This is a genomic window from Mycolicibacterium sp. HS_4_1 (genome assembly GCF_054515875.1).
Genome location: NZ_CM137261.1, coordinates 3,556,244 through 3,571,313 on the forward strand (window position 1 = coordinate 3,556,244; position 15,070 = coordinate 3,571,313).

The following is a 15,070-nucleotide window of genomic DNA, read 5'->3' on the forward strand; positions in this document are numbered from 1 at the left end:
CTTCATGGTTGTTGGCGTCTGGCCGGGTAGCGCCTATCCCCTCGGTGCCACCTACGACGGTTCCGGTACCAATTTCTCGCTGTTCTCCGAAGTCGCCGAACGCGTCGAACTGTGCCTGATCGCCAAGGACGGCACCGAGGAACGCGTCAACCTCGACGAGGTCGACAGCTACGTGTGGCACTGCTACCTGCCGACGGTGACACCAGGACAACGGTACGGATTCCGCGTGTACGGCCCATGGGATCCGGCCGCGGGGCACCGCTGCGATCCGAGCAAACTGCTGCTCGACCCCTACGGCAAGTCCTTCTACGGCGACTTCGACTTCGGCCAGGCGCTGTACTCCTATGACCTGACCGGATCTCCTCAGCCGTCGGCCACCGGTGAGCCGCCGGGCGTTGATTCGCTGGGGCACACCATGACCAGCGTGGTGATCAACCCGTTCTTCAACTGGGACAACGACCGGCTGCCCCGGACGCCGTACCACGAGACGGTGATCTACGAGGCCCACGTCAAGGGCATGACGCAGACCCACCCGGCCATCCCCGAGGAACTGCGGGGCACGTACGCCGGGCTTGCGCACCCCGCGATCATCGAGCACCTGCGGTCGCTCGGCGTCACCGCGATCGAACTGATGCCGGTGCACCAGTTCCTGCACGACCACCGGCTACTGGACCTGGGTCTGCGAAACTACTGGGGCTACAACACGTTCGGCTTCTTCGCGCCGCACTACCAGTACTCGTGGAACCAGCACGCCGGCAGCGCGGTCGCCGAGTTCAAGACCATGGTGAAGTCGTTCCACGAAGCCGGCATCGAAGTCATCCTTGACGTCGTCTACAACCACACCGCCGAAGGCAACCACCTCGGTCCGACGCTGAACTTCCGTGGCATCGACAACGCCGCCTACTACCGGCTCGATGACGACGACCCGTCGCTCTACAAGGACTTCACCGGGACCGGCAACAGCCTCAACGCCCGTCACCCGCACACCCTGCAGCTGATCATGGACTCGCTGCGGTACTGGGTACTGGACATGCACGTCGACGGTTTCCGCTTCGACCTGGCCTCGACCCTGGCCCGCGAGTTCTACGACGTGGACCGGCTGTCGGCATTCTTCGATCTGGTGCAACAGGATCCGGTGATCAGCCAGGTGAAGCTGATCGCCGAGCCGTGGGATGTCGGCGAGGGTGGCTACCAAGTCGGTAACTTCCCAGGTTTGTGGACCGAGTGGAACGGGAAATACCGCGACACGATGCGCGATTACTGGCGGGGCGAGCCCGCGACCCTGGGTGAATTCGCCTCCCGGCTGACGGGTTCCTCGGACCTGTACGAAGCGACGGGCCGGCGCCCCGGCGCCAGCATCAACTTCGTCACCTGCCACGACGGTTTCACCCTGACCGATCTGGTGTCCTACAACGAGAAACACAACGAAGCCAACGGCGAAGAGAACCGGGACGGCGAGAGTCACAACCGGTCCTGGAACTGTGGGGTCGAGGGCCCGACCGATGATCCTGAGATTCTCGCGCTACGGGAACGGCAGCGCCGCAACATCTTTGCGACGCTGATGCTGTCGCAGGGCACCCCGATGATCAGCCACGGGGACGAGATCGGGCGCACTCAGCAGGGCAACAACAACGCGTACTGCCAGGACAATCCGCTGTCGTGGATGGACTGGAGCATGCTCGAGACCAACTCGGCGCTGCTGGAATTCACCCGCACCGTGGTGGCGCTGCGGCGCCGGCATCCGGTGTTCCGCCGCCGCCGGTTCCTTGCCGGGCAACCGATCCGGAGCAGCGGACAGGTCCGCGACATCGCCTGGCTGACCCCGGCCGGCGACGAGATGACGTTGGAGGATTGGGATTCGGGCTTCGGTAAGAGCATCTCGGTGTTCCTCAACGGCGATGCGATACCCGAACCCAACGCGCGGGGTGAGCGCGTCACCGACGACTCGTTCCTGTTGTGCTTCAACGCCCACGACGAGGCGCTGGAATTCGTGATCCCCGACCAGGGCTACGGCGAGAAGTGGGCGGCGGATCTCGACACCGCGGATCCGCACGGGCGCACCGAGCTGGTGGCCGCCGCCGGCGAGACAATCTCGCTGCAGGCCCGCTCGCTACTGGTGTTGCGTAAGACGGCGTGAACACAGTGCCCGTGTCGCCGGTCATCTCCACCTACCGACTGCAAATGCGCGGCGATGGCATGACGTTCGACGACGCGCGTGCACTGCTGCCCTACCTCGCCGATCTCGGCGTCTCGCATCTCTACCTGTCGCCGGTATTGACCGCCGTCGCCGGGTCGACGCACGGCTACGACGTCACCGACCCGACCGCCGTCTCGGCAGAACTCGGCGGGCCGGACGGGTTTTCGCGGCTCTCCGAAGCCGCCCGCGCGTGCGGTATGGGGCTGATCGTGGACATCGTGCCGAACCACGTCGGGGTCGATCGGCCCGAACAGAACCCGTGGTGGTGGGACGTCCTGACGTATGGGCGTTCATCTCGGTTCAGCACCTTCTTCGATATTGACTGGGACCTGGACCCCGACGGCCGAATCGTGTTGCCGGTACTCGGTTCTGACGCCGACGTCGATGCTCTGACCGTCGACGGTGCGGTGCTGCGACTGGGCGACCGAATCTGGCCGATCCGGCCCGGCACCGGCGTGGGCACCGCAGCCGAGGTCTACGCGCGGCAGGCGTACCGGCTCACGGGTTGGCAGTCCGGTTCCTGCGGATACCGGAGGTTCTTCTCCATCACCTCGCTGGCGGCGGTGCGCCAGGAGGACCCAGCCGTGTTCGACGCCAGTCATGCCGAGATCAGCCGCTGGTTCCGCGAGGGTCTGGTGGACGGGCTGCGGGTCGACCACATCGACGGGTTGACCGATCCCGCCGGCTATCTGGCTCGGCTGCGCGATCTGACCGGGCCCGACGCGTGGATCGTCGCCGAGAAAATCCTGGCCGCCGACGAGCCGCTGGAACCCAGCCTGCCCATCGGCGGCACCACCGGGTACGACGTGCTGCGGGAGATCGGTGGGCTGTTCGTCGACCCCGATGGGGCGGGCCCGCTGACGGACCTGGCTCGCGAGACCCGCTGCGACACCCGGGAATTGAAGATCCGGGTGGCCACCGAGGTCCTGGCCAGCGAGCTGGCCAGGCTGCGCCGCGCCGTCGCGCGTGCCACCGGAAGCGACGACCCCGCCCTGCCTGCGGCCATCGCCGACGTGGTGAGCCGCATCGACGCGTACCGCACGGACTACCAGTCGCTGTCCGCGATGCTGCCGCGGGCCATCAGCGAAACCATCGCCGCGGCACCGGAATTGGCGCCCGCCGTGGCACTTCTCACGGACGCCGTCGAACAGCCGGAACCGGCCGCCCGCTTGCAGCAGCTGTGCGGCGCGGTGACGGCCAAAGCCGTCGAGGACACCCTGTTCTACCGCGACGCCCGACTGGTGTCTCTCAATGAAGTCGGCGGCACCCCCGAACTGTTCGGCATGGGCACGGCCGAATTTCACCGCCGCACCGCAGCGCGCGGACGAGACTGGCCAACGAGCATGGTGACCCTGTCCACGCACGACACCAAGCGCAGCGAGGATGTCCGGGCCCGCATCACGGTGCTGTCCCAGCGCGCCGACCGGTGGTCGCAGCGGGTTCTCCGCTGGAACAGGGTGTGTGTCCCACCGGACGAGGGCACCGGATTGTTCCTGTGGCAGAACATCATCGGCGTGTGGCCCACATCCGACGAGGTCGACGACAGCCTGCGCAGGCGGCTGCACGCCTATGCCGAGAAGGCCATCCGGGAAGCCGAACTGCACACCAATTGGGAGCAGCCCGACAGTGAATTCGAGAACGGGGTGCACGACTGGATCGACGCCCTGCTCGACGGTCCGGTCGCGGGCGAGGTCACCGCATTCGTCGCAGAGCTCGATGAGGCCACCCGCAGTGACGCCGTCGCGCAGAAACTGCTGGCCCTCACCGTGCCCGGCATCCCCGACGTCTACCAGGGCACCGAGCTGTTCGACGACAGCCTGGTGGACCCGGACAACCGTCGTCCGGTCGACTTCGCTGTCCGCCAGACCGAACTGAATACCTTGAGCCACCCCAAGATCCGGGTCGTAGCGGGGGCACTGCGGTCGCGCCGGGAGCGGGCGGCCACGTACCTGTCGGGCGACTACATACCCGTCGCCGCCGCGGGGGCCGCCGCCGACCACGTGATCGCCTTCCAGCGCGGCACCGATGTGCTGGTGGCGGTCCCGCGGTGGACGCTGAAGCTCGGCGAAACCGGATGGGGCGAGACGACACTCACCCTGCCGGACGGCGACTGGACCGACCGCCTGACCGGCAGAGCCTGGTCGGGCACCGTGACCGCCGACGCACTGTTCGCCGAACTGCCCGGCGCGCTGTTGGAGAAAGCCCGTGCCTGACCACGAATTCGCGGTATGGGCCCCGCTACCGCAGGCAGTCGCACTCGAGGCCGACGGAGCCAGACACCCGATGCACCGCTCGGACGACGGGTGGTGGCGCGCCACCGTCGAGGTACCGGCCGATGCGCGCTACGGCTTCATCCTCGATCATTCTGATCCGCTGCCCGATCCGCGGTCGCCACGGCAACCCGATGGCGTGCACGGCCTTTCGCAGCTGTGGCAGTCCGAGCCCATGGCCCCCTGGGCCGGCCGGGCCATCGACGGCGCGGTGATCTACGAACTGCACGTCGGCACCTTCACCGCAGCCGGCACGTTCGACGCCGCCATCGAGCGGCTGGACCACCTGGTCCAGCTCGGCGTCGACTTCGTCGAACTGATGCCGGTCAACGCGTTCAGCGGCAGTCATGGCTGGGGCTATGACGGCGTGCTGTGGTACGCAGTCCACGAACCTTACGGCGGTCCATCGGGTCTCGTCCGGTTCGTCGACGCCTGCCACCGGCGTGGCCTCGGTGTCCTGCTCGACGCGGTGTTCAATCACCTCGGCCCATCGGGGAATTACCTCCCCAAGTTCGGGCCGTACCTGACGGTGGGCCGGACGCCGTGGGGCGAAGCCGTCAACATCGCCGACGCCGACTCCGATGCGGTGCGGCGCTACATCATCGACTGCGCGCTGCGCTGGATGCGGGATTTCGGCATGGACGGCCTGCGGTTGGACGCGGTGCACGCGCTGGTCGACACCACGGCCGTTCATCTGCTGGAGGAGCTGGCCACCGAAACCGACGCGCTGGCAGAAGAATTGGGCCGCCCGCTGTCCCTCATCGCGGAAAGCGACCTCAACGACCCACGGCTGATCACCCCGCGAGACCACGGCGGCTATGGCCTCGCCGCGCAGTGGGACGACGACATCCACCACGCCATCCACACCGCCGTCTCCGGCGAACGGCAAGGCTACTACGCCGATTTCGGGTCTCTACAAACCCTGGCCACCACCCTCACGCACGGCTTCTTCCATGCCGGCACGTATTCGTCGTTCCGGCGGCGGCGTCATGGCCGGCCCCTGGACACCGCGCAGCTGCCGGCCACCCGACTCCTGGCCTATACGTGCACGCACGATCAGGTGGGCAACCGGGCACTCGGTGACCGTCCGTCGCAGAGTCTCGATTTCGGGCAACTCGCGATCAAGGCCGCCTTGGTCCTCGGATCGCCCTATACGGCAATGCTTTTCATGGGCGAAGAGTGGGGCGCATCGACGCCGTTCCAGTTCTTCAGCTCGCACCCCGAACCCGAGCTGGCCCGCGCGACCGCAGAGGGGCGCAAGGCCGAGTTCGCCGATCACGGCTGGGCCGCCGAGGACATCCCCGATCCGCAGGACCCTGCGACGTTCCAGCGCTCCAAACTCGACTGGGCCGAAGCCGGCACCGGCGAGCACGCCCAACTGCTGCACCTGTACCGCGAGCTGATTGCGTTGCGGCGCACCGAACCCGACTTCGCCAATCCCTGGCTCGACCAACTGCGCGTCGAGTTCGACGAAGGCGACCGGTGGATCGTCATGCACCGTGGGGCGTTCGCCGTGGCATGCAACCTCGGCGCGCAGCCCGTCGCGGTGCCCGTCACCGGTGCGCCGGTGCTGTCGTCGGCCGAGCCGCGGGTCGGTGAATCAACTCTGCTGCAAGGACATTCCTTCGCGGTCTTGCGCTCGTCGACCTGACGCGCGTCGCAGTCCGTGCGTCCCCCGGAATCCGGTCAGGTACGTGCTGCCGATCCCGACCCCTATGACGAATGTGTCGGTTTTCGGTCTAGATCCGCGAAATCTCGGCCCTAAGCTGTGGCTCTCGGCAAAGCCGCCGAAATGGCGTCGCGGCACTACCACCTTTTCACCTTGTCAAGTAGTTATCCACAGGCGGACAGCCTGTGGATAACTACTTTGCCACCATTGCGATGCGCGGGCACCATGCGAGCATGTCCGAATTGCTGAACATCCCGCCCATTGAAACCGCAACTGACCCCGTACATTCCGCTGCCGATGTAGGTCAGCGGTGGCGCGCCCTGATGGGCCAACTGGGGTTTGGCGAACGCCTCATCTGGTTCGCCTTCGTCGGACCCGATCGACGCTTCATCAAGGCCCTGAGCCAACTTGAGATCGGACCCTCGCCGACGGTCGTACCGGTCCGGCGCATGATGTCCGCAATCCACGAGGTGCTGGACGGTTTCACGGACGGTACGACTGTCGCCGCGCTGATCACCCGACCCGGCAAGGGCAATGTGATCACCCGTGGCGACGAGAAGTGGGCAGCGTTCATTGCTGAGGCGGCAGCCGAGTTCGGCGTACCGATCGAACCCATCTTCCGCGCCAACGACGACGCCTTGGTCGAGGTGACACTGCCGCAGGCAGCCTAGCCTGGCCACCGCGCGGAACTAGGTCAGGTAGCGGTACGCCGGCGACCCCGGCTCCAACGGCTCGACGTGGATGCCGGAATCATGCATCCGCGCGAGCAGGCCGTCGAAATTGGCGGCCGAGCCGAGCTCGATGCCGACCAGCGCCGCGCCGGTCTCCCGGTTGTTGCGCTTGACGTATTCGAACAGCGTGATGTCGTCGTTGGGACCGAGCACCTCGTCGAGGAACCGCCGCAGCGCACCGGGCTCCTGCGGGAAATCCACCAGGAAGTAATGCTTGAGACCCAGGTGCACCAGCGACCGCTCGAGCACCTCGCCGTACCGCGAGACGTCGTTGTTGCCACCGGAGATCAGGCAGACCACCGTCGACCCGGCCTCGACACCGTTCTCCATCAGCGCCGCCACCGACAGCGCACCCGCGGGCTCGGCGATGATGCCCTCGTTCTGGTACAGGTCGAGCATCGCGGTGCAGACCGCGCCCTCGTCGACCGTCGTCACCGACACCATGTCACCGGCCGCGGCCAGCGCCGCATACGTCAGCGTTCCGGCCCGGGCCACCGCCGCCCCGTCGACGAACTGGTCGGCGTGCTCGAGGGTCACCGGCTCTCCCTTGGCCAGCGCCGCGATCATCGACGCCGCACCCGCGGGCTCGGCCCCGAGCACAGACGTCGCGCTGGTGTGTTCGGCCAGGTAGGTGGTGATCCCGCTGATGCAACCGCCGCCGCCGACCGGCACGATCACCAGGTCGGGTTCGACGTCGAGTTGCTCGAGGATCTCCACCGCGATGGTGCCCTGCCCGGCCATGGTGCGCAGGTCGTCGTACGGCGGCACCAGCGTGGCGCCCGTCCGCGCGACGTCCTCGAGCGCCGCCGCGGCCGCCAGGTCGTAGGTGGCGCCTCCCACGATCAGCTCGATGAAGTCGCCGCCGTGGTACCGGATGCGGTCCCGCTTCTGCTTGGGCGTCTTGGCCGGGACGTAGACGCGGCCGTGCACGCCCATCGACCGGCAGGCCAGCGCAAAACCCTGCGCATGGTTGCCCGCCGACGAGCACACCACGCCGGCGGCCTTCTCCTCGTCGGAGAGCTGCATCAGCAGGTTGTAGGCGCCACGCAGCTTGTACGAGCGCACCGCCTGCAGGTCCTCACGCTTGAGGTAGACCTGGGCGCCGGTCAGCGCCGACAGCCGATCGCTGAATTGCAGCGGGGTCCGGGTGACCACCGAGGAAATTCGCCGGGCAGCCGCATCGATGTCAGCCGCGGTAAGCGGCGACGACCTGTGGGTTCCCTGGCTCAGCTCGGCAGACACCGTCTAATGGTGTCATCTCGGTGCGAAACTGAGCGCATGGACCCCACCCCAGAACCGGTGCCGCCGGCGGTCAGGACGTTCATCGAGCGGACGCACCGCCTGACCAGCAGCGCCGAGCACCACGTGCCGTCGTGGCTCCGGCCGGGCGATCCGGAGAATCGGCTGCCGGTGATTGTCGCGATCCTGGCCGCGGTGACGCTGCAGCGCGCGATCCCTGTGCAGTACACCGTCCCGGAAATACCCCGGTGGCCGTTGATCACGCTGGAACTGCTGCTGGTGGCCGTCCTCATGGTCATCAATCCGGTTCGGCTGTCCCGGCAGACCACCGTCGGCCGCTGGACCATGATCGTGCTGACCGCGGCCATCACGCTGGACAACACGGCATCGGCGATCATCTTGGATTTGAACATCCTGTCCGGCAAGGTGAGCAACGACGCCGGCGTCCTACTGGGCAGCGGCGCAGCGATTTTCATCACCAACATCATCGTGTTCGGCATCTGGTACTGGGAGCTGGATCGCGGCGGCCCCTTCGCCCGGCGTGCGGGCGACAACCCCTACCCGGACTTCCAGTTCCCGCAGATGTGCGACCCGCAGAACGCCAAACCCAATTGGCGCCCGACTTTCGTCGATTACCTCTACACCAGCTACACCAATGTGGTCGCGTTCTCCCCCACCGACACCATGCCGCTGTCGCGCTGGGCCAAGACGATGATGACTGTGCAGTCGATGGTGGCGGTGTCGACCACCGCGCTCGTGGTGGCCCGGGCCGTCAACGTGTTGAAGTAGCCCACGTCAATCCCGGTGGAACTCGAGCACTGGGCAGCACCCGCACCTCGGTCGCGCCCAGCTCCACCGCGTGCGGCACCGGTGTGTTGTTCACCACCCGCCGTTGGGGGGGCACCGACCGAGGTGCCGACGATCAGACCCGGGGTGATGCCCGCCTCGGCGAGCCCCAGCAGCATGACCACCTGGATGGACCCCCGGCTGCCGCCGCCGGACAGCACGAACGCCGTCGTCATGGCGACCCGGTACGCACATCGAGGCTGTCCGCCGGGACGATTCCGGACGCCTCGCGCTGCGCCCGACGCGATCACGGAATTGCTCGCCACACGCGATCATCGGCTAGAGTGAACATCGCCAGGCCGCAGTAACCCCGGGCCCCAAATTTCGCCGCCACGAGCGGCCTACCGCCGAGAGGCGTTCTGCGGTCTGGCTTTAACTTCTCAGAAGCGTAGCGCCGACATGGTCGGCCATCGGGTCAATCCAGCGAGTCGCTGCGCCACAACCCGGCTGCGGCATGCAGCTCGTTGGCGATCCGGGTGAACGCCACAGCCCGGTCGGTCAGCTCCGCGGCGCGCTCCGGCGCGGTCGTCGTCGCGTCCTCCGCGAGGCTCGTGCAGCCGGCCGCACTCACCCGGCAATACGCCGCCGCGCGCTCCAGGGCGACCGCGAAGTCGCCCACGAAGACGCCGCGCAGGATTCGGTCGGCGAGCTCCCGGATCTCCGTCGGCCCGACGGGCGTCTCGGCACCGGCGACCACGGGGTCGATCGAGTGCAGCACCTCGGCACCGCGGCCGAACATCAGACTGGCCGAATAGGGGTCGTTGCGGATCGACAGCCGCAACAGGTACACCCGCCACAGCGCGCCGGGCAGGCTGCGCGCGCCGGCACCGGCCCACAACTCGGCGATGGTCTCGATGCCGTGCTCGTCGGTGTAGGCCACGAGCCGCGAGACCACGTCAGGGTCCGGATAGGTCCGCACCCGCTCCAGCAGCGCCGCCGCCGTCTCATGGGCGATGCGGCTGTCCTGCACAGGGTCCTCGACATCGTGGAACGCCTCGAAGCCGCGACCCAGGAACTTGGTCGGCTTGTGAATCCGCCGACGGTCATCAGTCATGCACTATTTCTTTCCCGTCACTGCGCTCGCCCTAGCGCCAGCCGTCTGCGTCCTTCGCGGCTTGCAGCAGCACCTCACACAGCTCTCCCAATTCAGCGGGCCCGGCGCCTTCGGCAACAGCGGTCGCGACGTCCTCGGCCGCACACCGTACCTGATAAACGCGGTCGGAGAGGGCCGCCGCTTCCTCGGCGCTGAGCACCACCGAGTCTTCCGCCAGGTTGGTCCCCTTCACCATGGCACGCTGCTCATAGGCCCGCTGACGGCACGATTGTCGGCAGTACTGGCGACGACGACCCATGCCCGCGTCAGCCACCTCCCGGCCACACCACCGGCACGGTTGGGCCTTCGAACGCTTCATGTCCGCCTCACGGTCGTGACTGTATCGGGAGACGGCTCGGACCCCGGTATCATGGATACCTGAGTCGGGAACTTCACGCCGCTGGTCTGCGTTGATTCCCCTGTCGCTATACCAAGGGAGTGATTGACGATGGCTGATCGAGTCCTGAGAGGCAGTCGCCTCGGAGCCGTGAGCTACGAGACCGACCGTAACCATGACCTGGCGCCGCGTCAGGTGGCCCGGTACCGCACCGACAACGGCGAGGAATTCGAAGTTCCGTTCGCCGACGACGCGGAAATCCCCGGCACCTGGGCGTGCAAGAACGGCATGGAAGGCACCCTGCTGGAGGGTGACGTTCCAGAGCCCAAGAAGGTCAAGCCGCCGCGTACCCACTGGGACATGCTGCTCGAGCGTCGTTCCGTCGAGGAGCTCGAAGAGCTGCTCAAGGAGCGGCTGGAGCTCATCAAGACCCGCCGCCGCGGCTAACTACGCAAACAAAAAAGCCCCGCCTCACGGCGGGGCTTTTTCGTGTTTGCGGCTCGGTGGTCAGCGCACGATGCCGCGGGCCCGGTCCAGCCGGCCGCGGATACCCCACTTCGCCACCTGCGACATGGCCTCACGGATGTTCGATCCGCTCATCTTCGACACGCCCAGCTCGCGCTCGGTGAACGTGATGGGCACCTCGGCGACGGTGAAGCCCGCATTGATGGCACGCCAGGTCAGGTCGATCTGGAAGCAGTAGCCCTTCGAATCGACGTCGTCGAGGCCGATCTTCTCCAGCACGTCGTGCCGGTAGGCGCGGTAGCCGGCTGTGATGTCGTGAATCTTGACGCCCAGCAGCAACCGGGCATAGGTGTTCGCGGTGCGGGACAGCACGAGCCGGCGACGGGGCCAGTTCCGGATGGCGCCGCCCGGGACGTACCGGGACCCGATGGCCAGATCGGCGCCGGCGTCGACGGCGTCCAGCAAGCGGTAGAGCTCCTCGGGCGCGTGGCTGCCGTCGGCGTCCATCTCGACCAGGACGCTGTAACCGCGGCCCAGGCCCCAGTCAAAGCCGGCGAGATACGCCGCGCCCAGGCCGCCCTTGCCGGCCCGGTGCATGACGTGCACGCGGTCGGGGTCGGCCAGCGCCAGTTCGTCGGCCAGCTTGCCGGTGCCATCGGGGCTGTCGTCATCGACGATCAGCACATGGACGTCCGGGCGGGCAGCGTTCACGCGGCCGACAATCAACGGCAAATTCTCGCGCTCGTTGTAAGTCGGAATGATCACCAGCGTGCGCTGACTCGGACGGTCATCGCCCATGGTCAGTTCCCCTGTTCGTTTCGGTGTCGGTGTCGGTGTCAGTTCCGGCGGCGCTGCCGTCCTGACGCTCCGCAACCGCCTGGCGGCGGCGCATGAGGTTCCTATTGTGCAGCATGGCAACCAGAAGGGCGGCAGCACCGACCCCCACAAGCAAACCATCGATGACCGGCCCCCACCGGGTGGCGAGGGTGAGGTCGGTCTTCAACCGCACTTGGTGGTCCAGATAGGCGGGCTGGAAGAACTCGGTCCGCTCGAGGACATGGCCGTCGGGGGCGACAATCGCGCTGATCCCGGTGGTACCGGCTACCACGACGTACCGGTCGTGCTCGACGGCACGCAGCCGCGCGAACGCCAGCTGCTGAACGCTCATGGGCTCGTCGAATGTCGCGTTGTTGGCGGGCACTGCCAGTAGCTGTGCGCCATTGAGTACCGACTGCCGCGCCGCCCGGTCGAAGATGACCTCCCAACAGGTCGTCACGCCGATCGGCACGCCGGCGGCGGTGACCACCCCGCTGCCGTTGCCCGGTACGAAGTAGCCGGCCCGGTCGGCATATGACGACAACAGCCGGAAGAAGCTGCGCCAGGGCAGGTACTCGCCGAACGGCTGGACGATGGCCTTGTCGTGACGGTCCCCCGGCCCGTTGGTCCCATCCCAGACGATGACGGAGTTGGTGGTCACCGGATGCTCCGGCGTGTAGTCGGGCGCGGCCAGCACAGTGCCCACCAGGATCGGCGCGTGGATCGCCGAGGACGCCGCCGAGATCAGTTCCGCGGCGTCGGCGTTGACCAGCGGATCGATGTCCGACGAGTTCTCCGGCCAGATGACCACCTGCGGCTGTGGTGCCCGGCCGGCACGGACGTCCTCGGCCAGCTGCTTGGTTTCGTGCACGTGGTTGTCGAGCACCGCGCGGCGCTGGGCGTTGAAGTCCAGGCCGAGCCGCGGCACGTTGCCCTGGACGGCAGCGACGTTGATCGCGGGGTCGTCACCGGACCCGGCACCGGCCTTGCGGACGTGCGGCCACGCCAGGCCGGTGAGCAGCAGGACCAGGGCGATGCAGATACCCGGGATGAACACCTCCGGCGGCGCGGCGGCACCGGTGCGGTGATCGTGACGCCAGTGCCCGACGGCCTCGAGCACGATCGCCGTCAGGCTGAATCCGATCAGTGCCACCGCGAACGACACCAGCGGTGCACCGCCGAGTTGTGCGAGCGGCAGTAGCGGGCCATCGGTCTGACTGAACGCCACGACGCCCCACGGGAAGCCGCCGAACGGCACCGACGACTTGAGCCATTCCGCTGCCACCCACAGCGCGGCGAACCACAGGGGCCACGCGGGCAGGCGCCGCACCAGGACCGCGGTCAACCCGAACACCCCGGTGAAGAACGCCTCGAGGGCCGACAGCACCAGCCACGGCACCGGGCCGACGAAACTGCTGATCCACGGCAGCAACAGCACGTAGAACACCAGGCCGGTCAGCATGCCGTAGCCGAAACCGCCTGCGGGAGTTGTGCGTTCGTCAGCCAGCACCCAGGCCAGTAGTGCCAGTGCGGGAAACGACAGGTACCAGAGATCGAACGGCGGGAAGCTCGCGCACAGCAGCAGACCGGCCACGACGGCCGCGGCCAGCCGGACCAACCGCGGCTCGAAGAACTGCCGCAGACTCGCGATGATCCGCGCGCCACGGCTGGGGCCCTGCGGCTCGGGTGCCTGTGGTTGTTCGGGCGTCTCCGCCTCGCCCCGGACGGCATCGTCCAGGGTCTCTTCGGCGTCCGCCATGCCTTCCAGACCTCCCCGGCCGTCAGCCATGGATCTGCTCACCTCGGTGCACGGTCTGCAGGCAGGTCGGCAGCTCGTCGTCGGGCCCGAGAGGAGGTAGCGCCGGGACCCGGGACCGCGGATCGGTCGACCAGCGCTGGACAGCGTCGGCCGGTGCGGTCACGTCCAATGTCGAGGCACCTCCCGGCAGTTTCCAGACGGCGTACGAGGCGACCGCGCCGGGCACCAGCGTCCCCGTCATGCCGTCGCGGACGCCGCCGGCCCGCCAGGCACCACGGGTGGCGGCCAGGAACGCCGACCGCGCCGAGATGGCACTTCCGGCCGTCTTGTGGCTGATGGCGGCGCGCACAGATTCCCACGGATTGATGCTGGTAACGGGGCTGTCCGAACCGAAGGCAAGGGGCACGCCTTGGGATGCTAACAGCGCAAACGGGTTCAAACCCTGTGAGCGATCGGCACCGAGACGCTGCGCGTACATGCCGTCCGCGCCGCCCCACAGCGCGTCGAAGTTCGGCTGCACGCTGGCCACGACGCCCCACGAACCCAGCCTGCGCGCCTGGTCCGAATCCACCATCTCGAGGTGCTCGAGCCGGTGACCGCAGCGCGCTACCGCGGGCGCCCCGAACGCCGCCACGGTCCGGTCCAGCGCTTCGATGACAGCGGCGACGGCCGCATCGCCGATGACGTGGAAACCGGCGGTGATGCCGGCCTCGGTGCAGGCCAGCAGATGCGCCGTCACTGCGTCGGTGTCCAGGTAGCTGTTGCCACAGGTGGGCGGGCAGCCGGGTCCGTCGAGATAGGGCTGCTGCAGCCAGGCGGTGCGCGAGCCCAGCGCACCGTCGATGAAGAGGTCACCGGCCAATCCGTGGGCGCCGGTGGTGGCCATCAGGTCCCGCGCGGCAGCAGCGCTGGTCACGGCCTCACCCCAGTAGCCGACGATGTCGACGCCGTGTTCGGTGGCGCGCAGTTCGGCCCAGTCGTCGAGGCCGCCGATCTCAGGGCCGGCGCACTCATGTACCGCGACGATGCCGTTGCGTGCGGCCAGATCGAGCGCGCCGCGCTGCGCGTCGCGGCGCTGTGTCGCACTGAGCAGGTTGCGGGCCGCGGCTCGCACGCGGTGGTGGGCGTCGGCGGTCAGCGGCCCCTGCTCGGAGAAGCCCGCGGTGTCGGCGAGTCCGGGCACCAGCCGCCGCAGGCCGGTCGATGCGACGGCGGAGTGCACGTCGACCCGGGCCAGGTACGCGGGACGGCCACCGAGCACTCCGTCGAGGTCCGCAGTGGTCGGGACAGCGTGTTCCGGCCAGCCCGATTCGTCCCAGCCGTGGCCCCAGATGACGCCGTCCGGGTGCTGCGCGGCGTACTCGGTCAGCAGGGTCAGCAGGTACGGCAGTGACGTCGCGGTGCGAAGGTCAAGCCCGACGACGGTGAGTCCGGTGGCGGTCAGGTGCACATGGCTGTCGACGAATGCCGGCGCCACGAATGCGCCTTCGAGATCGACGACAGTCGCGTCCGGATACAGCGCCCGGCCGATGTCGTCTGAACCGAGCCAGGCCACCACTCCGTCGCGGATGGCGATCGCCGTGGCGTCGGGCGCAGCTGGGCTGTGAATACGACCGCCGAGCAGCAGAGTCGTCGCAAAGGTGGTCAC

General features: G+C 67.8%; 12 protein-coding genes and 1 pseudogene. 6 read left to right on the top strand and 7 right to left on the bottom strand.

Going from position 1 to position 15,070, the window contains the following annotated elements; translation table 11 throughout:
• The first annotated feature begins 4 nt into the window (after positions 1-4).
• The 4 genes from glgX (at position 5) to ACX12F_RS17050 (ending at position 6,807) form a co-directional block, all read left to right on the top strand.
• Entirely contained in the window at positions 5-2,137 is a 2,133-nt protein-coding gene (gene glgX / locus ACX12F_RS17035) for a glycogen debranching protein GlgX (protein WP_459365703.1), read from the top strand.
• 44 nt (positions 2,138-2,181) lie between these two features.
• Entirely contained in the window at positions 2,182-4,410 is a 2,229-nt protein-coding gene (gene treY, locus ACX12F_RS17040; protein ID WP_459370394.1) for a malto-oligosyltrehalose synthase, read from the top strand.
• Entirely contained in the window at positions 4,403-6,118 is a 1,716-nt protein-coding gene (gene treZ, locus ACX12F_RS17045) for a malto-oligosyltrehalose trehalohydrolase (protein WP_459365704.1), read from the top strand. Before treY ends, treZ begins: the two co-directional genes overlap by 8 nt.
• A 251-nt stretch (positions 6,119-6,369) precedes the next feature.
• The gene (locus tag ACX12F_RS17050) at positions 6,370-6,807 is read left to right on the top strand and encodes a hypothetical protein (RefSeq protein WP_459365705.1); all 438 of its coding nucleotides are present in this window, start codon (positions 6,370-6,372) and stop codon (positions 6,805-6,807) included.
• A gap of 18 nt (positions 6,808-6,825) precedes the next feature.
• On the opposite strand, the gene ilvA is transcribed toward ACX12F_RS17050, so the two are convergent.
• Entirely contained in the window at positions 6,826-8,109 is a 1,284-nt protein-coding gene (gene ilvA / locus ACX12F_RS17055; protein WP_459365706.1) for a threonine ammonia-lyase IlvA, read from the bottom strand.
• Between the two features lie 36 nt (positions 8,110-8,145).
• Here ilvA and ACX12F_RS17060 point away from each other — a divergent pair, with 36 nt between their 5' ends.
• Positions 8,146-8,895, top strand: a complete 750-nt coding sequence (locus tag ACX12F_RS17060) for a hypothetical protein (protein WP_459365707.1) — start codon at positions 8,146-8,148, stop codon at positions 8,893-8,895.
• Positions 8,896-8,988: 93 nt separating this feature from the next.
• Here the strand turns inward: ACX12F_RS17060 and ACX12F_RS17065 are convergent.
• The 3 genes and pseudogenes from ACX12F_RS17065 to ACX12F_RS17075 all read right to left on the bottom strand — a co-directional run.
• A pseudogene (locus tag ACX12F_RS17065) lies at positions 8,989-9,128 on the bottom strand (patatin-like phospholipase family protein); the annotation flags it as partial.
• Between the two features lie 239 nt (positions 9,129-9,367).
• Positions 9,368-10,006 (bottom strand): DNA-directed RNA polymerase subunit beta, encoded by a 639-nt coding sequence (locus ACX12F_RS17070; RefSeq protein ID WP_459365708.1) that lies wholly within the window; start codon positions 10,004-10,006, stop codon positions 9,368-9,370.
• A 31-nt stretch (positions 10,007-10,037) separates the two neighbouring features.
• Positions 10,038-10,364 carry a hypothetical protein gene (locus ACX12F_RS17075; RefSeq protein WP_459365709.1) on the bottom strand — a complete coding sequence of 109 codons (327 nt, stop codon included), beginning with the start codon at positions 10,362-10,364 and terminating at the stop codon, positions 10,038-10,040.
• A 129-nt stretch (positions 10,365-10,493) separates the two neighbouring features.
• On the opposite strand from ACX12F_RS17075, the gene ACX12F_RS17080 reads away from it, so the two are divergent.
• Positions 10,494-10,829, top strand: a complete 336-nt coding sequence (locus tag ACX12F_RS17080; RefSeq protein ID WP_043400890.1) for an RNA polymerase-binding protein RbpA — start codon at positions 10,494-10,496, stop codon at positions 10,827-10,829.
• Positions 10,830-10,889: 60 nt separating this feature from the next.
• On the opposite strand, the gene ACX12F_RS17085 is transcribed toward ACX12F_RS17080, so the two are convergent.
• Genes ACX12F_RS17085 through ACX12F_RS17095 form a run of 3 tightly spaced genes read right to left on the bottom strand, consistent with a single transcriptional unit; the run spans position 10,890 to position 15,070 of the window.
• Positions 10,890-11,645 (bottom strand): polyprenol monophosphomannose synthase, encoded by a 756-nt coding sequence (locus tag ACX12F_RS17085; protein WP_459365710.1) that lies wholly within the window; start codon positions 11,643-11,645, stop codon positions 10,890-10,892.
• Positions 11,635-13,452, bottom strand: a complete 1,818-nt coding sequence (gene lnt / locus ACX12F_RS17090; RefSeq protein ID WP_459365711.1) for an apolipoprotein N-acyltransferase — start codon at positions 13,450-13,452, stop codon at positions 11,635-11,637. Before lnt ends, ACX12F_RS17085 begins: the two co-directional genes overlap by 11 nt.
• A complete protein-coding gene (locus ACX12F_RS17095; protein ID WP_459365712.1) occupies positions 13,445-15,070 on the bottom strand; it encodes an amidohydrolase in 1,626 nt (541 codons plus the stop codon). The genes lnt and ACX12F_RS17095 overlap by 8 nt, the downstream gene beginning before the upstream one ends.